This is a genomic window from Hydrogenophaga sp. LT287, assembly GCF_055702805.1.
Genome location: NZ_JBVPZC010000035.1, coordinates 1 through 20,891, shown reverse-complemented (window position 1 = coordinate 20,891; position 20,891 = coordinate 1). Strand labels below are relative to the sequence as shown.

17 protein-coding genes are annotated in these 20,891 nt (G+C 65.6%); 8 read left to right on the top strand and 9 right to left on the bottom strand.

What is annotated here, in order from left to right; all coding sequences use genetic code 11:
• Both AC0GNR_RS17470 and AC0GNR_RS17465 read right to left on the bottom strand, forming a co-directional pair.
• Positions 1 to 761: electron transfer flavoprotein subunit alpha/FixB family protein (locus AC0GNR_RS17470; RefSeq protein WP_472902153.1), on the bottom strand; the 761-nt coding region annotated here is incomplete at its 3' end.
• Between the two features lie 11 nt (positions 762 to 772).
• A complete protein-coding gene (locus tag AC0GNR_RS17465; RefSeq protein WP_472902152.1) occupies positions 773 to 1,522 on the bottom strand; it encodes an electron transfer flavoprotein subunit beta/FixA family protein in 750 nt (249 codons plus the stop codon).
• Positions 1,523 to 1,878: 356 nt separating this feature from the next.
• On the opposite strand from AC0GNR_RS17465, the gene AC0GNR_RS17460 reads away from it, so the two are divergent.
• The 3 genes from AC0GNR_RS17460 to AC0GNR_RS17450 all read left to right on the top strand — a co-directional run bounded on the left by AC0GNR_RS17460 (position 1,879) and on the right by AC0GNR_RS17450 (position 4,801).
• On the top strand, positions 1,879 to 2,892 hold the full coding sequence (locus AC0GNR_RS17460; RefSeq protein WP_472902151.1) for a TRAP transporter substrate-binding protein: 1,014 nt from the start codon (positions 1,879 to 1,881) through the stop codon (positions 2,890 to 2,892).
• A gap of 107 nt (positions 2,893 to 2,999) precedes the next feature.
• Positions 3,000 to 3,509, top strand: a complete 510-nt coding sequence (locus AC0GNR_RS17455) for a TRAP transporter small permease (RefSeq protein WP_472902150.1) — start codon at positions 3,000 to 3,002, stop codon at positions 3,507 to 3,509.
• Positions 3,506 to 4,801: a TRAP transporter large permease gene (locus tag AC0GNR_RS17450; RefSeq protein ID WP_472902149.1), complete on the top strand. Its 1,296-nt coding sequence runs from the start codon at positions 3,506 to 3,508 to the stop codon at positions 4,799 to 4,801. Before AC0GNR_RS17455 ends, AC0GNR_RS17450 begins: the two co-directional genes overlap by 4 nt.
• Here the strand turns inward: AC0GNR_RS17450 and AC0GNR_RS17445 are convergent.
• From AC0GNR_RS17445 to AC0GNR_RS17435, 3 genes are all read right to left on the bottom strand, one after another.
• Positions 4,778 to 6,142: a mechanosensitive ion channel family protein gene (locus tag AC0GNR_RS17445; protein WP_472902148.1), complete on the bottom strand. Its 1,365-nt coding sequence runs from the start codon at positions 6,140 to 6,142 to the stop codon at positions 4,778 to 4,780. The two genes, AC0GNR_RS17450 and AC0GNR_RS17445, sit on opposite strands and share 24 nt — an antisense overlap.
• A gap of 68 nt (positions 6,143 to 6,210) precedes the next feature.
• Entirely contained in the window at positions 6,211 to 7,011 is an 801-nt protein-coding gene (locus AC0GNR_RS17440; RefSeq protein WP_472902147.1) for an enoyl-CoA hydratase, read from the bottom strand.
• Positions 7,004 to 7,957: a histone deacetylase family protein gene (locus AC0GNR_RS17435; RefSeq protein WP_472902146.1), complete on the bottom strand. Its 954-nt coding sequence runs from the start codon at positions 7,955 to 7,957 to the stop codon at positions 7,004 to 7,006. Before AC0GNR_RS17435 ends, AC0GNR_RS17440 begins: the two co-directional genes overlap by 8 nt.
• 26 nt (positions 7,958 to 7,983) lie before the next feature.
• Between AC0GNR_RS17435 and AC0GNR_RS17430 the strand changes: the two genes are divergently transcribed.
• The 4 genes from AC0GNR_RS17430 to mltB all read left to right on the top strand — a co-directional run bounded on the left by AC0GNR_RS17430 (position 7,984) and on the right by mltB (position 13,312).
• Positions 7,984 to 8,904, top strand: a complete 921-nt coding sequence (locus AC0GNR_RS17430) for an AAA family ATPase (RefSeq protein WP_472902145.1) — start codon at positions 7,984 to 7,986, stop codon at positions 8,902 to 8,904.
• 112 nt (positions 8,905 to 9,016) lie between these two features.
• Positions 9,017 to 10,063 carry a DUF58 domain-containing protein gene (locus AC0GNR_RS17425; protein ID WP_472902144.1) on the top strand — a complete coding sequence of 349 codons (1,047 nt, stop codon included), beginning with the start codon at positions 9,017 to 9,019 and terminating at the stop codon, positions 10,061 to 10,063.
• Positions 10,064 to 10,190: 127 nt separating this feature from the next.
• Positions 10,191 to 12,206, top strand: a complete 2,016-nt coding sequence (locus AC0GNR_RS17420) for a transglutaminase TgpA family protein (protein WP_472902143.1) — start codon at positions 10,191 to 10,193, stop codon at positions 12,204 to 12,206.
• Positions 12,203 to 13,312 carry a lytic murein transglycosylase B gene (mltB, locus tag AC0GNR_RS17415; protein ID WP_472902142.1) on the top strand — a complete coding sequence of 370 codons (1,110 nt, stop codon included), beginning with the start codon at positions 12,203 to 12,205 and terminating at the stop codon, positions 13,310 to 13,312. Before AC0GNR_RS17420 ends, mltB begins: the two co-directional genes overlap by 4 nt.
• Positions 13,313 to 13,339: 27 nt before the next feature.
• Here the strand turns inward: mltB and AC0GNR_RS17410 are convergent, their stop codons facing one another.
• The 4 genes from AC0GNR_RS17410 to AC0GNR_RS17395 all read right to left on the bottom strand — a co-directional run bounded on the left by AC0GNR_RS17410 (position 13,340) and on the right by AC0GNR_RS17395 (position 19,291).
• A complete protein-coding gene (locus tag AC0GNR_RS17410; RefSeq protein WP_472902141.1) occupies positions 13,340 to 14,176 on the bottom strand; it encodes a transglutaminase family protein in 837 nt (278 codons plus the stop codon).
• 81 nt (positions 14,177 to 14,257) lie between these two features.
• Positions 14,258 to 15,220, bottom strand: a complete 963-nt coding sequence (locus AC0GNR_RS17405) for an alpha-E domain-containing protein (RefSeq protein WP_472902140.1) — start codon at positions 15,218 to 15,220, stop codon at positions 14,258 to 14,260.
• A 70-nt stretch (positions 15,221 to 15,290) separates the two neighbouring features.
• Entirely contained in the window at positions 15,291 to 16,730 is a 1,440-nt protein-coding gene (locus AC0GNR_RS17400) for a circularly permuted type 2 ATP-grasp protein (RefSeq protein WP_472902139.1), read from the bottom strand.
• A gap of 110 nt (positions 16,731 to 16,840) precedes the next feature.
• On the bottom strand, positions 16,841 to 19,291 hold the full coding sequence (locus AC0GNR_RS17395) for a DNA internalization-related competence protein ComEC/Rec2 (RefSeq protein WP_472902154.1): 2,451 nt from the start codon (positions 19,289 to 19,291) through the stop codon (positions 16,841 to 16,843).
• A 123-nt stretch (positions 19,292 to 19,414) separates the two neighbouring features.
• Between AC0GNR_RS17395 and AC0GNR_RS17390 the strand changes: the two genes are divergently transcribed.
• The gene (locus AC0GNR_RS17390) at positions 19,415 to 20,740 is read left to right on the top strand and encodes an IS1182 family transposase (RefSeq protein ID WP_472899619.1); all 1,326 of its coding nucleotides are present in this window, start codon (positions 19,415 to 19,417) and stop codon (positions 20,738 to 20,740) included.
• Positions 20,741 to 20,891: the final 151 nt, after the last annotated feature.

Sequence of the window (20,891 nt, the reverse complement as noted above, 5' to 3'; positions counted from 1 at the left end):
AGCTGCGGCGCCACGATCTTGCCGGTCTGGCCCACTTGCCAGTCGTTCGGGGCGTAGCCCGCGTCCACGGCAGCGCGGCTGGCGCCCAGTGCAGCGCCCAGCTTGTCGGCCAGCGGCGTCATCACTTCGTTGAACTTCTCGGCGCTGCCCAGCGCCCGGCCACCGCTGACGATGATCTTGGCGGCGGTGAGTTCGGGGCGGTCGCTCTTGGCGATTTCGCTGCCCAGGAAGGTGCTCTTGCCGCTGTCGGCTTGTGCCGCTGCGGTTTCCACGGCGGCGCTGCCACCGGTGGCGGCGGCCGGGTCAAAGCCCGTGGTGCGCACGGTGATGACCTTGGTCGCATCCAGGCTCTGCACCGTGGCCATGGCGTTGCCAGCGTAAATCGGGCGTTCAAACGTGTCGGCAGCAATCACCTTGGTGATGTCGCTGATCTGGCCCACGTCGAGCTTGGCGGCCACGCGCGGGGCGATGTTTTTGCCGCTGGCCGTGGCCGGGAACAGGATGTGGCTGTAGTTGGCGGCGATGGCCAGCACCTGAGCGGCCATGTTTTCGGCCAGGCCGTGGGCCAGGTACTCGGCGTCGGCATGGATGACTTTGGACACGCCGGCGATCTGGGCGGCTGCTGCGGCAGCGCCTGCGGCGTTGTGCCCGGCGATGAGCACGTGCACGTCACCCCCGCAGGCTGCGGCGGCGGTCACGGTGTTGAGCGTGGCGCCTTTGACGGCGGCGTTGTCGTGTTCGGCAATAACGAGTGCGGTCATGTTGTTGGTCCTCAGATCACTTTAGCTTCGTTCTTGAGCTTGTCCACCAGGGCGGCCACGTCGGCCACCTTGATACCGGCACCGCGCTTGGGCGGCTCGCTGACCGTCAGGGTCTTGATGCGTGGGCTCACGTCCACACCCAGGTCTTCGGGCTTGACGATGTCCATCTGCTTTTTCTTGGCCTTCATGATGTTGGGCAGCGTCACGTAGCGCGGCTCGTTCAGGCGCAAATCCGTGGTGACGATGGCGGGCAGGCTCAGCGCCAGCGTTTCCAGGCCGCCGTCCACTTCGCGGGTCACATGCACTTTGCCGTCCACCACTTCAACTTTGCTGGCGAAGGTGCCCTGGGGCAAATCAGCCAGCGCCGCCAGCATCTGGCCGGTCTGGTTGCAGTCGTCGTCAATGGCTTGCTTGCCCAGAATCACCAGGCCGGGCTGTTCTTTGTCCATCAGCGCCTTGAGCAGCTTGGCCACGGCCAGTGGCTGCAGTTCTTCGGCGGTTTCCACCAGGATGGCGCGGTCGGCGCCAATGGCCATGGCCGTGCGCAGGGTTTCCTGGCACTGCGTCACGCCGCAAGACACGGCGATCACTTCGGTGGCCACGCCCTTTTCCTTCAGGCGCACCGCCTCTTCCACGGCGATCTCGTCAAACGGGTTCATGCTCATCTTGACGTTGGCAATGTCCACACCGCTGCCGTCGCTCTTGACGCGCACCTTGACGTTGTAGTCCACCACGCGTTTGACGGGGACGAGAATCTTCATGCTGGGATGCTCCTGATGGTTGTGAGTGGGTGATCTCAATTGACGTGTACGTCAACTTGCGCATTGTAAGCCGGGCCATTTGCGAACCGCCATCTGACAGGTTGTTTGCCCGACTTGGCCGGAACGTCAATAAAAACGAACGACCGTGCTTTTTATGAATTATAGGTGAAGGCTCTCAGCGCACCAAGCCAAATCCCCCAGACCGCCCAACACTGTCATTTGGGCGACCATTAACCAACCCATCGGTCGGCTAATTCGGGTAAGTCTGGAGACGCTGGCAGCGACTATTCGCCTATAGTCAGAAAGGGCATTTTATTTATATTCAGTAACCATATTTACCCGCCAGGAGATACCGCATGAAACTTCGTCACGTCTTCGCTGCCGCCCTGTCCACCACCGTGCTGTCCAGCGGACTTGTATCCGCCCAGACGGTTTTCACGGTGTCGAGCTGGCTGGCGCCCACCCACACCGCGAGCATGGCCCAGAAAAACTGGTGCGACCTGCTGGAGAAGGAAAGCACCGGCCGCATGAAGTGCAACATCTTGCCCAAGGGCGTGGTGGCAGCACCGGGCACCTTTGACGCCGTGCGCGATGGCCTGGCAGACATTTCCTACACCGTGGACGGCTACACCCCCGGCCGCTTCATCAACACGCAAGTGGCCGAGTTCCCCTTCCTGGGCAACAGCGCCACCGCCACCTCGGTGGCGTACCAGCGCATTTACAGCAAGTACTTCGCTCCTCTGAACGAGCACCGCGGCGTGAAGGTGCTGGCCGTGTTCACGCACGGCCCCGGCATCATCTTCAACAGCAAGAAGCCGGTGACCTCGGCCGCTGATGCCGCGTCGCTCAAGTTCCGCATTGGTGGCGGCAACATCAACGAGCTGTCCAAAGCCATGGGCTGGAACACCACCCTCAAGGCAGCGCCCGAGTCGTTCGAGCTGATGTCCACCGGCGTGATGGACGGCACCTTCTTCCCCGACGAGTCGGTCGCCTCGTTCAAGCTGAGCATGGTCAAGCACGCCACCACCTTCCCGGGCGGCCTCTACAACACCAGCTTTGTGTTCATGATGAACCCCGCCAAGTACAACGCCCTGGCGCCACAAGACAAAGCCGTGGTGGACAAGCTGTCAGGCGAAGTGGCTGCGCGCATGTTCGGCGAAGGCTGGGACAAAGTGGACGCCGCCAGCCGCGAAGTGCAAAAAGCCCAGGGCGTGGCGCGCATCATGGCCAACCCCGCCTTCGTGAAAGCCGTGGCCGACAAGCAGGACTACCTGGAAACCAAGTGGGCAGCGAGCGCACAGGTCAAGGGCTTGAAAGACCCACGCAAAGTGCTGGCCGAGTTCCGCGCTGAAATCGCCAAGGTAAAGTAAGGCGTCCGTCCGGTTTTCACACACCGTACGCAGCCTGTCAGGCCGGAAGGGCAGTGACCCGCGTTACTGCCCTTCCGGCCTTTTTTTGACTTCCTGACATCCAGACCATGCTCAAGAACCTAGAAAAACTGCTGACCTGGTCCACCGGGCTGATGGCAGCCATGGCCTTGTTTTCCATCATGTGGCTGACGCTGGTGGACGTGACCGGCCGAAAATTTTTCAGCCATTCGGTGCCCGGCGGCCTGGAACTGACCGAAATCCTGATGGTGATCGTGATCTTTGGCGCCATGCCACTGGTGTCCTGGCGCAGCGAACATGTGGTGTTCGACTCACTGGACGCCTTCATCCCCGACTGGCTCAAAGGTTTTCAAGCGCGCCTGGTGCACCTGGTGTGTGCGGGCGTGTTTAGTTTTCTGGCGCGGCTCATGGTCATGCGGGCTGAGCGGTTTGCCGAATACGGCGACACCACCGTTCACCTGCAGCTGGCCATTGCGCCGGTGGCCTGGCTCATGGCGGCCCTGCTGTTGCTGACCGCCCTGGTGCACTTGTTGTTTGTTTTTGTTCCGCCGGCACCTGTGGTGCATGGCGGCGCCCAAGGCGCAGGAGCCTCCTCATGATCGAAGCCACCCTGGGCTTTCTGGCCGTTTTCATCCTCGCTTTTTTGCGGGTACCACTGGCCGTGGCCATGACCATTGCCGGCGTGGTGGGGCTGGGCCTCATGCGCGGCTGGATGCCGGCCTACGCCAGCACCAGCCAGGTCATCTTTGAGACCGGTTTTCACTACGTGCTCTCGGTCATTCCGTTGTTTGTGCTGATGGGCAACTTTGTGGCACGTGCCGGCATGGCCAAAGAACTGTTCACCGCCGCCAACGCCTTTGTGGGCCACCGCCGCGGCGGGCTGGCCATGGCGAGCATCATCGCGTCGGGCGGCTTTGGCTCCATCTGCGGCTCGTCCATTGCCACGGCGGCCACCATGTCGCGGGTGGCTTACCCAGAAATGAAGGCGCATGGCTACAAGGACACGCTGGCCACCGGCTCCATCGCTGCGGGCGGCACGCTGGGCATTCTGATCCCGCCGTCCACCATTTTGGTCATCTACGGGATCATCACCGAGACCGACATTGGCAAGCTCTTTGTGGCGGGCATTTTGCCGGGCATCGTGGCCATCACCTGCCTGTGCATGGCGGTGGTTTTTGTCACCTGGCGCGACCCCGAAGCGGGCCCACCGGCCAAGCGTTTCACTTGGTCTCAGCGTCTGGCCGCGATCCGTGGCATCTGGGGCGTGGCGGTGCTGTTTGCGCTGGTGATCGGCGGCATCTATGGCGGTGTGTTCACCGCCACCGAGGGCGCCGGCGTGGGTGCAGCCGGTGCATTTCTTTTCGCGCTGGCGCGCCGCTCGCTGACGCCCCGGGTGCTGATGGACATCCTGATCGAGAGCACCCGCACCACGGCGATGCTGTTCACGATCCTGATCGGCGCGATGATCTTCACCAACTTCATCAACTTCACCACCATGCCGGGTGACCTGCGCGACTTTGTGCTGCAGTTCAGCCCCAACCCGATCATGGTGGTGGTGATGATGATGGGCATTTACCTCGCGCTGGGCATGGTGATGGAGGAACTGGCCATCGTGCTGCTGACCATTCCGGTGTTTTTCCCGGTCATCACCGGCCTGGGTTTTGACCCGATCTGGTTTGGCATTTTGATCGTGACGATTGTGGAAATCGGCATGATTTCACCGCCCGTGGGGTTGAACCTCTTTGTGCTCAACTCGCTGTTGCCCAACGTCAAGCTGGGCACCATTTACAAAGGCGTCTGGCCGTTTGTGATGGCCGATATCGTTCGCCTGGGCATTTTGATCGCTGTTCCGGCCATTGCCCTGTGGCTACCCAGCCTCATGAGCCGCTGACGGCGGGAGCGCCTCGGGTGCGTGCTTCATGTGGAGCACGCGCTGCGGGTACGGTATTTCAATGCCGTGCTCGCGCAAGGCGCTCAAGATAGCCATGTTGATGTCTGAGCGCAGGTTGAGCTGCCCATTTTCCGGGTCGGCGATCCAGTAACCCAGCGTGAACTCCAGCCCGTCGGCACCGAAGGCGGAAAGCGCCGCGTTGGGGGCCGGGTCTTTCAGCACCCGGTCCTGCATCAAGGCAGCATCTGCCAACAGGCTGCGAACCAGCGCCACGTCGCTCTCGTAGGCCACCCCCACCACGGTGGACTGCCAGACCTTGGCGTCGGCCAACGACAGATTTTCCACCCGGCTGGTGATCAGAATCTCGTTGGGCACGATGGACTCGCGCCCGGTGGGCGAGCGAATCACGGTGTAGCGGGCATTGATGTCGGTGATGCGGCCTTCGAAGTTGTCCACCCGCACGTTGTCGCCAATGCGCATGCTGCGCTCAGCCAGAATCACAAAACCGCTCACGTAGTTGGCGGCCAGCTTTTGCAGGCCAAAGCCAATGCCCACGCCAATGGCACCACCCAGCACCGACAGCGCGGTGAGGTCGATGCCCACGGCAGAGAGCGCCATGATGAGGCCCACAAACATGAGCAGTGCCCGCGTGGCGTTGCTCACCGCCTTACGCACCGACAGTTCGCCCCCCACGGCCGACTTCAACAGCCGGGTTTCAATGGCAGCCGACACCCACAGGGCCAAAATCAACACAGCACCGGCCGTCAAAGCGCCTTCAATCAACGTGCGCACACTGATGGTGGATGCCCCCATCTTCCAGGTGATCTGGTCCAGCTCGTGCAGCACCACCGGCAGCAGGCCGCTCACCCACAACACCATGGCCAGCCAGGCCACCCACGAAATGGTGCGCTCCAGCACACGCACCCACGGCGCGCTGGCAAACGCCACCTGCAACACCTTGACGCCTACCCGGATCACCACCAGTGAAACCAGCACCGGGATGGCCACCTTGAACACCGCCAACGGCACAAATTTCAGCAGCGCAGCACGGGCCAGGTGCGCCAGGGCCAGCAGCAGCAAAGGAAACATCACGCCGTCCACCACGCGGCGGCCAAACATGACGGACAGTTTTTCTTCCCGCATGCCCAGACCCCGGCGCAGCAAGGCCGTGAAACCCCAGGCGACGAGCACACACAGCACCAGCGCCAACAGTTCGACCCAGACGGTGGGCTGAAGGAACCCGGCCAACCACACGTCCAGGTCTTCAATGGGCTGCGGCGCGCTGGCGGCGGTGGCTGTGGACGTGGGTACGGAGGTGGCGATGGAAACGGTGGGTGTCATGGAAAACCACGCAAGGAAGACAGATTTCTGGAATTCAGACCGCACGGCAGCGCTGCGGCCCGGCGGCTTTACCAATTCGGCGGGCGTTTTTCGATGAACGCCTGCACGCCTTCCTGCGCCACGTCGTGGGCCATGTTGCAGGCCATGGTCTGCCCGGCCAACTGGTAGGCCGACTCCATGCCCGTTTCCAGCTGGCGGTAAAACAGCGTCTTGCCCATGGCAACGGCCAGGCGCGGTTTGGCCACAATGCGGCCCACCATCCGGGCCACTTCAGCGTCCAACGCGTCGGGTGCCACCACCCGGTTCACCAGGCCGCGTGCCTGCGCTTCGTCGGCCGAAATGAAATCGCCGGTGAGCAGCATTTCCATCGCCTGCTTTGGGCCCATGGTGCGCGACAAAGCCACGCTGGGCGTGGCACAAAACAGGCCCACGTCGATACCGTTGACGCCAAACGTGGCGCCCTGCACCGCCACCGCCAGGTCGCACTGCGCCACCAGCTGGCAGCCCGCTGCGGTGGCCAGGCCCTGCACGCGGGCAATCACCGGCACCTCCAGTTTGCGGATGCTCATCATCAGCTTGGAGCAGGTGGCAAACAGCGCCTGGTAGTAAGCCACCTGCGGTGTGGCCTTCATTTCTTTCAGGTCGTGCCCGGCACAAAACGCCCGGCCCTCGGCGGCGAGCACCACCACCCGGGCTTGCGGGTCGGCCGCCACGGCGTCCAGCGCCTGCTGCAGCGCCGCCATCATGGCTTCGGACAACACGTTGAAGCTGCGCGGGGTGTTGAGCGTGAGGGTGTAAACGCCGCGCGCGTCGCGTTCCGAGCGAAGCGGTTCGTAGGGCAGCGGTTCCTGTTTCAGGTGGTCAGACATCGGCAAGCACGCGGATATGCGCCTCCACACTGCGGGCCAGCGAGCTCAGGTCGTAACCCCCTTCGAGGCAGCTCACGATGCGGCCCTGCGCGTGGCGCTGCGCCACTTCCTTGATGCGCTGGGTGATCCAGATGTAGTCTTGTTCCACCAGCCCGAGCTGGCCCATGTCGTCTTCGCGGTGGGCGTCAAACCCGGCGCTGATGAAGATCATTTGTGGCTTGTGGGCGTCCAGCCGGGGCATCCACATCATGTCGATCAGCTCGCGGATGTCCATGCCCTTCGTGTAGGCCGGCACCGGCAGGTTCACCAGGTTGGGCGCGGTCGCGTGGTCCCAGGCGGGGTAATACGGGTGCTGGTAAAAGCTGCACATCAGGATGCGGTCGTCGCCGGCCACGATGTCTTCGGTGCCGTTGCCGTGGTGCACGTCAAAGTCGATGATCGCCACGCGTTTCAAGCCGTGGCGCTCCAGCGCGTATTTGGCGGCCACCGCCACGTTGTTCACAAAGCAGAAGCCCATGGCCTGGTTGCGTGTGGCGTGGTGGCCCGGTGGGCGCACAGCGCAAAAAGCGTTCACCATTTCGCCGGCCATGATGGCGTCGGTGGCGTCAATGGCAGCGCCTGCCGCCATCAAAATCGCGTCCCAGCTGTGGATGTTGATGGCCGTGTCGGGGTCGACCTGGGCGTGGCTGGGTCCGCCGGCGGCGATCTCGTCGCGCAGGCCGTCGCTCAGGCCCCGCAGTGAAGCCAGGTGCATGCGGCCGTGGGCCAACTCCATGTCGGCCATGGAAGCCGGTGTGGCCTCGCGGCGCTCCAGCGCTTGGTCAAGCCCGGTGATGAGCAAACGGTCTTCAATGGCGTCGAGCCGTTGCGAGCATTCGGGGTGCCCGTTGCCCATCTCGTGTCGCCAACAATCCTTGTGGGTGAAATATCCGGTGGCCTGGCTCATTTGGGTTTTACGGTATGGTTCACGGCATGCACGCCGACACAAAAATACACCAACTTTTAAATCAGCTTAACACGGTCATCGTGGGCAAATCACAGCAGGTTTCTGACTGCGTGGCCTGCCTTTTGGCAGGCGGCCACCTGCTGATCGAAGACGTCCCTGGGGTGGGTAAAACCACCCTGGCCCATGCCCTTTCCCGCTCTTTCGGGCTTCAGTTTTCGCGCGTGCAGTTCACCGCCGACCTGATGCCCAGCGACCTGTCGGGCGTCTCCATTTACGAGCGGGGCCGCGAGGGCTTTGTGTTCCATCCCGGCCCGGTGTTTGCCCAGGTGCTGCTGGCCGACGAGATCAACCGCGCCAGCCCCAAAACGCAGAGCTCGTTGCTCGAAGCGATGGAAGAAAAACAAGTGACTGTGGAAGGCGAAACCCGCCCGCTGCCGAACCCGTTTTTCGTCATTGCCACGCAAAACCCGCACGACCAGCTGGGCACCTACGCCCTGCCCGAGTCGCAGCTGGACCGCTTTCACATGCGGCTGTCGCTGGGCTACCCCGACCGTGCCGCCGAACGCGCGCTGCTGCGCGGCGCCGACCGGCGCGACATGCTGGAGCACCTGCCCCCGGTGCTCACCCCCGCCGACCTCACGCGCCTGCAACAGACGGTGGCCGCCGTGCACACGGCCGAGCCGGTGCTGGACTACCTGCAAGACCTGGTGGCCGCCACCCGCTCGGGGCGCTGGTTTGCCCAAGGCCTGTCGCCCCGCGCGGCGCTGGCCGTGGTGCGCGCGGCCAAAGCGCAGGCCTACCTGCAAGGGCGCGACTACGTGGCGCCCGACGACATTGCGGCCATCTTGCCGCAGACCGTGGCGCACCGCCTGGTGCCGGTGAGCGACGCGGGCCGGGGCGCGGTGGAACAGGTGCGCGCCATGGTGGACGCCACGCAACTACCATGAACCACCCCCGCCGCGCTGCGCGCGACCCCCTCGAGGGGGCAACACCAGCGGCCCGGCAAAGCCGGTTCCGCGGTGTTCCCGATCACAGCCACCTCGCGCCAACATGGTGGTCATGACGGCGACTTCAGCGCGCTCCCGCGAGCCGCAACCTTCTTCCCTGCCTGAAGCCGCTGGCTGGCGGCACCCCCTGCGCCATCTGCGTGGCCGCTTTCAGCGCTGGTTTTACAACCGCCTGCCCCGCACCGACACGCTCACGCTGACGCAGCGCAACGTTTACATCGTGCCCACGCGGGCGGGCGCCATGCTGGCGCTCACCTTGTTGCTGTTGCTGGTGGCCAGCATCAACTACCAGCTCAACCTGGGCTACCTGCTCACGTTTTTGCTGGCAGGCAGCGCCGTGGTGGGCATGCGCGTGTGCCACGGCAATCTGCGCGGTGTGACGCTGCACCTGAACCCGCCGAGCCCGGTGCACGCCGGGCAGGCCGTGGCGCTGGACATTCGGCTGGCGAGCGAGCGCAAGCGCACGCGCTACGGCCTGGGCGCGGGCGTGATCGGGGTGGACGCATCCCACACCCCCCTGGCCTGGAGCGATGTGCCCGCCCAAGGCAGCGCGACGGTGCAGGTGGCATGGCCTGCGCCGCACCGGGGCCTGCACGCGTTGCCCGCGCTGAAGGTGCAAACCCTTTTTCCGCTCGGTACCTTCCGGGTGTGGACCGTGTGGCGCCCCGCCGCACAGGTGCTGGTGTACCCCACGCCCGAAGCGCACCCGCCCACCCTGCCTGCGGGCACGCCGCAGCCCGGCCATGCAGGCAGTTCCCGGGCGCAAAGCACCGGCGAGTTTGACGGCGTACGCGCCTACCGCCGTGGTGACCCGCTCAAAGCCGTGGTCTGGAAAAAAGCCGCCCAGGCGTTTGCCGCTGGCCGCAACGAATTGGTGAGCCGCGACGCCCTGTCGTCCCAGCGCCAACAGCTCTGGCTCGACCACTCTCAGTGCGGCCACAGCGCCCTGGAAGCCCGGCTGTCGCGCCTCACGGCCTGGGTGCTCATGGCCGACCGCCTGGGCCTCGACTACGGCCTGCGTCTGCCCGGGCGCGACATTGCGCCGGACCAGGGCCCGGGGCACCGCGCCCGTTGCCTGGAGGCATTGGCACTGGCATGAGATCCGCCCGCAGCGCTTTGCGCTACCCCCAAAGGGGTGACACCCGCCGCCCGGCACAGCCAACCCAATGGTGTCCCCGGCTCAACCGCTCCCCGACCTCCCCCGTCCACCCAAGTCCGCGCATGCCATGGCATTGAAGTCGTTGCAATCCCTGCCTCGCGACACGCGCGACACGCTGTTCCTGCTGGCGGTCATCGCCTGGGTGGTCGCCATGCAAATCGGCCACATTCCGTGGTGGTGCACCGCGCTCACCGCGGGTGTGCTTATCTGGCGCACCGTGCTGGCACTCAAAGGCCTGCCCCTGCCGGGCTGGGCCTGGCGCATGGGCTTGCTGGCGCTCACCCTGGGCGCCACCTGGGTCACCCACCGCACCCTTTTGGGGCGCGACGCGGGCGTCACGCTCATCGTGGTGCTGCTGGCCCTGAAAACGCTGGAGCTGCGCGCCCGACGAGACGCCTTCGTGGTGTTCTTCCTGGCCTTCTTCACCCTGCTGACCCATTTCTTTTACTCGCAGTCGCTGCTCACGGCGGCCGGCATCCTCATTGCGCTGCTGGGCCTGCTGACCGCGCTGGTCAACGCCCACATGCCCGTGGGCCGCCCGCCGCTGGCCCAGGCGGCGCGCATTGCGGGCGGCATGGCCTTGCTGGGCGCGCCCATCATGCTGGTGCTGTTCATGCTGTTCCCCCGCATGGCACCACTTTGGGGCCTGCCCAACGACGGCATGACCGGCCGCAGCGGCCTTTCAGGGCAAATGCGGGTGGGCCAGATTGCTGAACTGGTGCTCGACGACAGCATTGCCCTGCGCGTGCGCTTTGACGGCGAGCCCCCGCCACAGCGCGACCTGTACTTTCGCGGCCCGGTGCTGACCGACTTTGACGGTGTGGAATGGCGCCCCTTGCGCTCGGGCTTCCCTGCACACATGGAATTGCAGGCCAACCTGCAGGTGAGCGGCGAGCCGGTGCGCTACGAAGTCACCATGGAACCGCACCAGCGGCCCTGGCTGTTTCTGCTGGAAGCCGCCGCCAGCGCGCCCCTGTTGCCCGGCACGCAGGCCTTCATGACGCCCGAGCTGCAATGGCTCACCCGCCGCCCCATGAACGAGCTGGTGCGCTACCGCGCCGAGAGCCACCCGGTGTTCCAGCACGGCCCGCTCACCACCGCCGTAGCCCTGCAAGACCAGATTGAGCTGCCCGCGGGCTACAACCCCCGCACCCTCATGCTGGCGCAGCAACTGCGCCGCGAGGTGGGCGCCGGCCCTGCCTTCAGCGAAGCGCTGGTGAACGCTGCGCTGCAGCGCCTGCGCACCGGTGGCTACACCTACACGCTGGAGCCCGGCGTGTACGGTCAGCACACCGCCGACGAATTCTGGTTTGACAAGCGTGAAGGCTTCTGCGAGCACATCGCCAGCAGCTTCGTCATCCTCATGCGCGCGCTGGACATCCCGGCCCGCATCGTCACCGGCTACCAGGGCGGCGAACTCAACGCGGTGGACGGCTTCTGGACCGTGCGCCAGCGCGACGCCCACGCCTGGGCCGAGGTGTGGCTGCAGGGCCAGGGCTGGGTGCGGGTGGACCCCACCTCAGCCGTGGCCCCCGGGCGCACCGGCTCGCTGGAGCGCTTGCGCGCCCCCGAAGGCGCGCTGGCAGGCGCCATCCGCACGCTCAACCCCAACCTGTCGGCCCAGCTGCGCGCCGTGTGGGACGCGGTGAACAACCGCTGGAACCAGTGGGTGCTGAACTACACCCAGGGCAAACAGCTCGACCTGCTCAAAAACCTGGGGTTCAAGAGCCCCAGCTGGACCGATCTGGCCTACGTGCTCATTGGCGTGGTGGTGCTGGTGAGTCTGGCGGGCGCGGCCTGGACGCTGTGGGAACGCCAGCAACACGACCCCTGGCTGCGCCTGCTGCAGCGCGCCCGCCAGCGCCTGCACAAGCTGGGGCTGAGCAACGCCAACCATCTGCCGCCGCGCGCCCTGGCCCAAGAGGCACAGCAGCGTTTTGGCGACACCCCCTTCAGCCAGAGCGTGACGCAATGGCTGCTCAAACTGGAATCCCAGCGCTACAGCCGCGAAAGCCCCGTTTCGCTGGCTACACTGCAACGCGAATACAAGCAACTTGCATGGCCCAAGGAGGGTAACCAGTGATTTTCAAGGGTCGTCGTTTTCACCCGCTGCACAGCAGCGCCCGCGCCGCTCTGGCCCTGTGCCTCGCCACCGGCTTCACCGCCGCCAGCGCCCAGCCCACCAGCCCGGCCAAGGTGCGCCCTGCCGCAGCGGCCAAACAACCCGCGTTCACCTACGGCCAGCACCCAGAAGCCATGGCCTTTGCCGACGACCTGGCCAACCGCCGCAACCTCGACTCGGCCTGGGTGCGCCAGCAAGTGGCGCAAGCCCAGCGCATCCCCACCGTGGCGCGGCTCATGGCGCCAGCGCCCCGGGGCACACCGAAAAACTGGGCCGCCTACCGCGCCCGTTTCATTGAGCCGGTGCGCCTGCGCGCGGGTCAGCGTTTCTGGGAAGACAACCGCAGCGCCCTGGCCCGCGCCGAAGCTGAATTCGGCGTGCCCGCCAGCCTCATCGTGGGCGTGATCGGCGTGGAAACCCTGTATGGCCAGCACACCGGCAACTTCCGCGTCATTGACGCCCTCACCACGCTGGCCTTTGACTTTCCCACGAGCCACCCCCGCGCTGCGGTGCGCACCGAGTTTTTCAAAAGCGAGCTGGAGCAATACCTGAGCCTGACCCAGCGCTCCGGCATGGACCCCCAAGCCCTGCGCGGCAGCTACGCCGGGGCCATGGGCTGGCCGCAGTTCATGCCCAGCAGCTGGGCCAAATACGCGATCGACTTCGACGGCGATGGCCAGGTGGACCTGTTCAACAGCACCACCGACGTCATTGGCTCGGTGGCCAACTACTTCAAGGTGTTCGGCTGGCAAACCGGCCAGCCCACGCACTACCCGGTGGCTTTTGACGCAGAAAAGCTCGACAAAGACGCCCTGCTCGCCCCCGACATCCTGCCCACCTTCAGCGTGGCCAGCTTCACCGCCAAAGGCGCTGTGCTGGAAGGCGCCGCGCTGCAACACACCGGCCAGCTCGCCCTGGTGGAACTGGAAAACGGCCCCGCCCCGCGCAGCTATGTGGCGGGCACCGAAAATTTCTACGTGGTGACCCGCTACAACTGGAGCAGCTACTACGCGCTGGCGGTGATTGAGCTGGGCGAAACCATCCAGGCACTGCTGGAGCCGCGCTGAAGTGTCGGGCGCCGCATCGCGGCGGCGTCAGCCTGCCAGCGGTTCAATCTGGATGTCCACTTTCATCACCTCTTCGCCGCCCCCGCGGCGCAGCCCTTTGATGGGCAGACAGGCGGTGTAGTCGGTGGCGGCGGCCAGGCGGATGTGGCGCTCGTCCGTCGGGCAGCGGTGGGTCACGTCCAGGCTGAGCCAGTGGTTGGACTGGGGGTGGGTGCACACGTCCACCCAGGCGTGGCTGGCCAGTTCGGGCTCGCCGGCGGCGTAAAAGTAGCCGCTCACATAACGCGCCGGCAGGCCAATGCTGCGGCACACGGCCACCATCACATGGGCCTGGTCCTGGCACACGCCCAGCTCCCAGTCAAACGCCTCCAGCGCGGTGGTTTCCACGCTGGTGCTGCCCGGGCGGTACTGCACCTTGTCGGCCACGGCGCTGACCAGGGCCACCAGGTCGGCCACGGTGGGTTGCTCGCCACGCGCCCGCGCCGCCACCAGGGCTGGCACAGTTTGCAAGGCCCACATGGCCATGCGCGGGTGCGGCTCGGCCAGTGGGGTGGAGCGCAAGAAAAAGGCGGGGTGCAGGCGGCTGGTGTCGGCAAATTCGGCCGTGCCGTGGGTGCTCACCTGGCCTTTGGCCACCACGGTGATGCGCCGCAGGGCTTCTTCGGCGCGCGCCACCAGGCTGAAGCTGTGCACCCGGTTGCCCTGGCCATCGGGCTGGGCGTGCAGGGTGCCCGGGGTGCGAATGTCCCACTGCTCGACCGTTTGGCATGGGCCGCTGGCGGGCCACAGGTGCAGGGTTTGCACCGAATACAGCAGCGGCTGGCTGTAGGTGTAGCGGGTGGTATGACTGATGTGGAATTTCATGCGGGGATCGGGGCGTGCTGGGGCCAGCGCGCATTGTGCCCGCCCCGCATGGGCGGCTCCGCTGTGAAGCCGCTCAGCCGATCAATGGGTGGTGGGCACCAGGAAGTCCTGACTGATGCGCCCGCCCAGTTCGTTCACCCGGTCGAGAAACTGCGTCAGGAAAGCGTGCAGGCCGGTGGACAAAATCTCGTCGATGCGGGCGCATTGCAGGTCGGCCTTGAGCTTGCCGGCGCGGCGCAGCGTTTCACTGGAATGGTCGTTGGCCACCACGCTGAGGTTGTTGACCACTTCGTTCAGGCTGGCGGCCAGGCTGCGCGGCATGTCGGCGCGCAAGATAAGCAGCTCGGCCACGCGCTCGGGTGTGATGACGTCGCGGTACACCTTGCGGTAGACCTCAAAGCCGCTCACGCTGCGCAAAATGGCACTCCAGTGGTAGAAGTCGTACTCTTGGTCCAGCTCGCTGGCGGCACCAAAAAAGTCGCTCTGCACGGCGTGAAACTTCACGTCCAGCAGGCGCGCGGTGTTGTCGGCCCGCTCCAGAAAAGTGCCCATGCGGTAGAAGTGAAACGCTTCGTCTTGCAGCATGGTGCCAATGGCCACGCCGCGCGAGAGGTGCGAGCGGTGTTTGACCCATTCAAAAAAGGCGCCGGGGTCGCGCTCGAAGTCTTTGGACTTGAGGTACCCCGCCAGCTTGAGCCAGGTGGAATTTTGCGTTTCCCACAGCTCCGTGGTCAGCGCGCCCCGCACGGCACGGGAATTTTCACGCGCGGCGCGCAGGCACGAACAGATGCTCGACGGGTTGGACTCGTCGCGCACCATGAAGTCCATGACGTTGCGCGGCGTGATGTCCTTGCCGTATTTGGCGGTGTAGCTCGGCATCAGCTCGCTGATCACCAGCAGGCCTTCCCAGCCCACCTGAGCCACCGCGGCCGACTGCGGCAACAGCGAGGTCTGGTAGTTGATGTCGAGCATGCGCGCGGTGTTTTCAGCGCGCTCGGTGTAGCGGGACATCCAGAACAAATGGTCGGCAGTGCGTGACAGCATTTCAATAACTCCGGCAAACAGCGCCAAACAAGCAGCGCAACAAGTGATTCATTCCAGCGGCGCGGGGGGATCAGTCCTCCAGCACCCAGGTGTCTTTTGTACCGCCGCCTTGTGACGAGTTGACGACCAGCGAGCCGTCTTTCAGCGCCACACGGGTCAGGCCGCCGGGCACCATCTGCACTTCTTTGCCGCTGAGCACAAACGGGCGCAGGTCAATATGGCGCGGCGCCACGCCGCTGTCCACATAGGTCGGGCAGGTGGACAGGCTCAGCGTGGGCTGGGCAATGTAGCCGTCGGGTTTGGCTTTCACCAGCGCGCGAAACTCTTCCACTTCGGCCTTGGTGGACGCCGGGCCCACCAGCATGCCGTAGCCGCCCGCGCCATGCACCTCTTTCACCACCAGCTCTTCCATGTGAGCCAACATGTACTTCAGGTCTTCCGGGTTGCGCCCCATGAAGGTGGGCACGTTGTTCAATATGGGTTTCTGGCCCAGGTAAAACTCGATCATCTTGGGCACGTAGGGGTAAATCGACTTGTCGTCGGCCACGCCGGTGCCCACCGCATTGCAAATGGCCACGTTGCCGCTGCGGTACACGCCCAGCAAGCCCGCGCAACCCAGCGTGGACGTGGGGCGAAACACCAGCGGGTCCAGAAAATCGTCGTCCACGCGGCGGTAAATCACGTCCACCCGCTTGGGGCCGCGGGTGGTGCGCATGTAGACAAAGTTGTCTTTCACAAACAGGTCTTGGCCTTCAACCAGCTCGATGCCCATTTGCTGCGCCAAAAAGGCGTGTTCAAAGTAAGCGCTGTTGTACATGCCGGGCGTGAGCACCACCACCGTGGGCTCGGCCGTGGTGGCGGGGCTCACGGCGCGCAGGGTTTCCAGCAGCAGGTCGGGGTAGTGCGCCACGGGCGCCACGCGGTTCTGGCCGAACAACTCGGGGAACAGCCGCATCATCATCTTGCGGTCTTCCAGCATGTAGCTCACGCCGCTGGGCACACGCAGGTTGTCTTCGAGCACGTAGTACTCGCCCTCACCGGCCGCGTTGGGGGCCCGCACAATGTCGACACCCGAAATGTGCGAGTACACGCCACCGGGTACGTCCACGCCCATCATTTCGGGGCGAAACTGGGCGTTCTGGAAAATCTGGTCGGCCGGCACAATGCCCGCCTTGATGATTTCCTGGTCGTGGTACACGTCGTGAACGAAGCGGTTGAGCGCGGTCACGCGCTGCACCAGACCTTCTTCCATGCTGCTCCATTCCTTGGCCGGGATGATGCGGGGAATCAAGTCAAACGGAATCAGGCGCTCGGTGCCCGAGCCGTCCTCGTCTTTGGCGCCATACACCGCAAAGGTGATGCCGACGCGCCGGAAGATCATTTCAGCCTCTTCACGGCGCGACGCCATGACCTCCTCGGGCTGCTGCGCCAGCCAGCGGGCGTAGTTTTCGTAATGGGCTCGCACCTCGGTGGGCGAGGCGTTCATTTCATCAAACATCGGTCGGCTCATGGGCGTTATCTCTCCTTGTTACAGCATAGCAAGGACTGGGCCAGGCACCGCAAGTTCAGCCCCAAATCGGTGCAAAAAGAAGCGACCCGCTCGCTGACGGCGAAGTGAGATCAGTCGTTTTGCAGCGTTGTGAACGCGGGCGCCGGGTGGTGCCAATAGCGCCGCGCCTCGTCTCGCTGGCATTGCACCGCATCGGGTTCGGCGCTGCGCCAGGTGGCGGCGCCGCAGTCGGCCGACGTCACCCAGCGCATGCCGCGCTGGCGGTAGCGTTCCAGCACGGCCGGCGCCGGGTGGTTGAAGCGGTTGCGGTAGCCCGACTGCACCAGCACCCAGCGTGGGCGCAGGGTGTTGAGCAGCACCGGGCTGCTGGACGTGAGGCTGCCGTGGTGCGGCGCCAGCAACACGGTGGCGCGGGCGTCGGGCTGGGCCAGGGCCAGGGCCAGGCGGGTTTCCTGCTCGGCGTCGATGTCACCGCCCAGCCAGGCGCTGTGCTGGGCGCTGGCCACGCGCAGCACGCACGACATCGCGTTGCTGCTGAGCAGGCCCTGGCCCTCGGGCCCGTAGTGGGCGGGCTGCGGGTGCAGCACCTCAAAGTCCACCCCGTCCCAGCGCCAGCGCTGGCCGGCCACGCAGCGCTGCACGGGCTCGGCGTCAAAAGACGACAGCCACCGCGCCTGAGGCCAGGCGCTGCGCACCGCCGCCATGCCGCCGGCGTGGTCGCTGTCGCGGTGGCTCACCACGACGGTGTGGGGCGCCTCGCCCAAGGCGCGCAGCAGCGGCACGATCACGCGCTGCCCAGCATCGCTCTCGGGGCTGTAGCGCGGCCCCGCGTCGTACAGCAGGGTGTGGCGGGCGGTGCGCACCAACACGGCGCTGCCCTGCCCCACGTCCACCGCCAGCAGCTCAAACTGCCCCACCGCGGGGCGCGGTGGCGCCCACAGCAGCACCGGCCACACCAGCAGCAGCCCCGCACCGCGCACCGCCCAGGGCAGGCGCAGCACCAGCAACACACCGCCCATCACCCCGGCCAGCGCCAGCGGCGCGGGCGGTATGGCCCGGTGAATGGCAGCCCAGGGCCACTGGGCCAGCCACTGCAACACCGTGGCTTGCGCCTGCACCGCCAGCGCGGCGGCCTCCCACAGCAGCGGCACGGCCACACCCAGCATGGCCAGCGGCGTGACGACCAGCGTGACCCACGGAATAGCCAGCAGGTTGGCCAGCAAGCCCACCACCGAAAACTGGCCAAACAACAGCAGCGACAGCGGCGCGAGCGCCACCGTGACCACCGACTGCTCGCGCAGCAGCCCAGCGGCGGCACGCAGGGAGCGCCGGGCGCGCGGCTCCAGCTCGGCCTGGGCCAGGCGGGCCATGCGCTGCCCCGGGTCGGTGGCAAACAAAATGCCCACCGCCACAAAGCTCAGCCAGAAGCCCGGCTGCAGCAAGGCCCAGGGGTCCAGCAACAGCACCGCCACCATGGCCAGCAGCCACACCACCGGCCATGGCCAGCGCCGCACCGACAAGCGCAGCCCCACCACCACGGCCAGCATGATCACGGTGCGCTGCGACGGCACGCCCCAGCCCGAAAACAGCGCGTAGGCGGTGGCTAGCACCACCCCGCCCACACTGGCTGCCAGCGGCGTGGGCACCGCCAGCAAGGCCTGTGGCCGCACCCGGGCCAGGCGCCGCCACAGCGCCCCAATGAGCGCGGTGGCCAGCCAGGCAAACATGGTGACGTGCAAGCCGGAGATGCTCATCAAATGGGCCACCCCGGTGGTGCGAAACAGGTCCCAGTCGGCGCGCTCGATGGCGCTTTGGTCGCCCACCACCAGCGCCGCCAGTACGCCGGCGCTGCGGGGCTCGTCCACCTGCGCCTCAATGCGGGCGCTGACCCACTGGCGTGCCGTGTCCAACGGGTGCCAGGCGGTACGGCCCAGGTTCTCAGGGGCGGGGTCTCGCGGGCCGTTGCGCACATAGCCGGTGGCGCCAACGCCTTGCTCCCACAGGTTGCGTTCGCGGTCAAAGCCGTGCGGGTTGGCGTTGCCGTGTGGGCTGCGCAGGCGCACGGTGAAGCGCCAGCGGTCGCCGGCGTGCAGGCCGGGGGTGTTTCGGGCGCCAGCGCTGGCTTCTTCAAATACCGCCGCTGCGCTGCCATACCAGCTCAGCTGCAGGCGCCCGGGCACAGCCACCGGATGTCCGGCGCGGGTGGCGGTTTCCACCACCAGGTCGAAGCGCTCGCCCAGCTCGGTGCGGCGCGGCAGCGAAGCCACACGCCCGGTGACCACCAGGTCCAGACCCTGCAGGTGGTGGGGCATGGCCTGCGCAGCGTAATGGGCCGCACGCGTGCCCGTGAGCCCTGCGCCCGCCAGCACACCCGCCAACACCGTGCCCAGCAACAAGCCACGCGGGCCGAGCCGCGCGAACCGCGCAAGCCCCAACAGCAGCACCCCACCCGCCAGCAGCAGACCCGCATACACCCCCAAGGGCCACAGGGCCGCTTGCTGCAACTGCAATGCCACCCCGAGCACCCAGGCCAGCAAAAAAATCAGGCCGGGGTGCGCCATGGTCAAGCGACGCAATGTCTGTTTAGACAGAACGCACGGCGCAGCCGCCGGCGAGCGGTCGCAGGGCTAGGAGCCTGCGCGGCAGAAGCGCCATGAGGTCCGAATGCTTGGTAAATTGTGGGCATGGCCGCAAGTTACCTCCCCTACGAACCGCAACAGCAGCGACTGCTGCCTGACGCACTGCAAGACTGGCTGCCCGAAGGGCATCTGGCGTACTTCATCAGCGACAGCGTCGACAGCCTGGACCTGAGGGCGTTTCACGCCCGTTACGACAAGGGCGGCCCACGCAACCAACCGTTTCACCCGGCCATGATGATCAAGGTCTTGATCTATGGCTACGCCACGGGCACCTTCAGCTCGCGCAAGCTGGCGGCCAAACTGCATGAAGACGTGGCGCTGCGGGTGCTGGCCGCAGAGAACTACCCGGCGCACCGCACGCTCTCGGACTTTCGGGCACTGCACCTGCAAGAGCTCTCGGCCTTGTTCGTTCAGGTCGTTCGCCTGGCGCGCGAGTGCGGCCTGGTCAAACTGGGCACCGTGGCGGTGGACGGCACCAAGCTCAAGGCCAATGCGAGCCGTCACAAGGCCATGAGCTACGAGCGCATGCTCAAGGCCGAGGCCGAACTCAAAGCGCAGATTGACGGGCTGCTCAACAGAGCTAAGGCGGCCGACGACCTGGAAAAGAACGAACCCGACATCGACATCCCCAGCGAGATCAAACGCAGAGCCGATCGGCTGGCCGCGATCACGGCGGCCAAGCTGCGGCTGGAACAACGCCAGCGAGAAGCCGATGCAGCCCGCGGGCGCAGCCAGAACGATCAGCGCAAACCCCGGGACAAGGACGGCAAACCCAAGGGCGGGCGCTACAAGCGCGACTTCGGCGTGCCCAAAGACAGCGCCCAGGAGAGCTTCACCGACACGGACAGCCGGATCATGAAGCGTGCCGGTGGGGGCTATGACTACAGCTACAACGCGCACACGGCGGTGGACGAGAGCGCGCAGATCGTGGTGGCGGCCGAGCTGAGCAACAACGCCACCGACAGCGACCGCCTGCCCGTGTTGCTGGCGGCGGTGAAAGCCAACCTGTGCGAAGACGCCAGGCAGGTGCTGGCTGATGCGGGGTTCCGCTCGGAGTCGGTGTTCGAGCAGATCAAGGACAGTCCGAGCGAGTTGATCGTGGCGCTGGGGCGCGAGGGCAAGCAGGCGCTGGAGATTGACGCCCGGAAGTACCCGCGCAGCGCGGCGATGGATGCCAAGTTGAAGACACCCGAGGGCAAGGCGGCCTACCGCAAGAGGAAGTGGATCGTGGAGGCGCCCAACGGCTGGATCAAGAGCGTGCTGGGGTTCAGACAGTTCAGCCTGCGCGGACTGGACAAGGTCAAGGCCGAGTTCAAGCTCGTGTGTCTGGCGCTGAACTTGAGACGGATGTGCAGTTTGCGCGGCATTTGAGGGAAAACGGGGCATCTCGGGGCGCGAAACGGGGCGTTCAGACCTGACCAAGGCCGCCGTAAGGACCACGCCAAACAACGGAAGCGATCAAATCGCCCGAGGCACCGCGCAGCGGTCCTCAAATCAGTACGCGAAACGTTCTGCCGCGCAG

What these genes read in the sequence shown, in the direction of transcription:
- AC0GNR_RS17390 (WP_472899619.1), top strand. Translation starts at nt 19,415, where the DNA reads ATGGCCGCAAGTTACCTCCCCTACGAACCGCAACAGCAGCGACTGCTG.
- AC0GNR_RS17435 (WP_472902146.1), bottom strand. Translation starts at nt 7,957, where the DNA reads ATGAGCCAGGCCACCGGATATTTCACCCACAAGGATTGTTGGCGACAC.
- AC0GNR_RS17440 (WP_472902147.1), bottom strand. Translation starts at nt 7,011, where the DNA reads ATGTCTGACCACCTGAAACAGGAACCGCTGCCCTACGAACCGCTTCGC.
- AC0GNR_RS17425 (WP_472902144.1), top strand. Translation starts at nt 9,017, where the DNA reads ATGACGGCGACTTCAGCGCGCTCCCGCGAGCCGCAACCTTCTTCCCTG.
- AC0GNR_RS17445 (WP_472902148.1), bottom strand. Translation starts at nt 6,142, where the DNA reads ATGACACCCACCGTTTCCATCGCCACCTCCGTACCCACGTCCACAGCC.
- AC0GNR_RS17465 (WP_472902152.1), bottom strand. Translation starts at nt 1,522, where the DNA reads ATGAAGATTCTCGTCCCCGTCAAACGCGTGGTGGACTACAACGTCAAG.
- AC0GNR_RS17450 (WP_472902149.1), top strand. Translation starts at nt 3,506, where the DNA reads ATGATCGAAGCCACCCTGGGCTTTCTGGCCGTTTTCATCCTCGCTTTT.
- AC0GNR_RS17420 (WP_472902143.1), top strand. Translation starts at nt 10,191, where the DNA reads ATGGCATTGAAGTCGTTGCAATCCCTGCCTCGCGACACGCGCGACACG.
- AC0GNR_RS17405 (WP_472902140.1), bottom strand. Translation starts at nt 15,220, where the DNA reads ATGCTGTCACGCACTGCCGACCATTTGTTCTGGATGTCCCGCTACACC.
- AC0GNR_RS17460 (WP_472902151.1), top strand. Translation starts at nt 1,879, where the DNA reads ATGAAACTTCGTCACGTCTTCGCTGCCGCCCTGTCCACCACCGTGCTG.
- AC0GNR_RS17400 (WP_472902139.1), bottom strand. Translation starts at nt 16,730, where the DNA reads ATGAGCCGACCGATGTTTGATGAAATGAACGCCTCGCCCACCGAGGTG.
- AC0GNR_RS17395 (WP_472902154.1), bottom strand. Translation starts at nt 19,291, where the DNA reads ATGGCGCACCCCGGCCTGATTTTTTTGCTGGCCTGGGTGCTCGGGGTG.
- AC0GNR_RS17410 (WP_472902141.1), bottom strand. Translation starts at nt 14,176, where the DNA reads ATGAAATTCCACATCAGTCATACCACCCGCTACACCTACAGCCAGCCG.
- AC0GNR_RS17430 (WP_472902145.1), top strand. Translation starts at nt 7,984, where the DNA reads ATGCACGCCGACACAAAAATACACCAACTTTTAAATCAGCTTAACACG.
- AC0GNR_RS17455 (WP_472902150.1), top strand. Translation starts at nt 3,000, where the DNA reads ATGCTCAAGAACCTAGAAAAACTGCTGACCTGGTCCACCGGGCTGATG.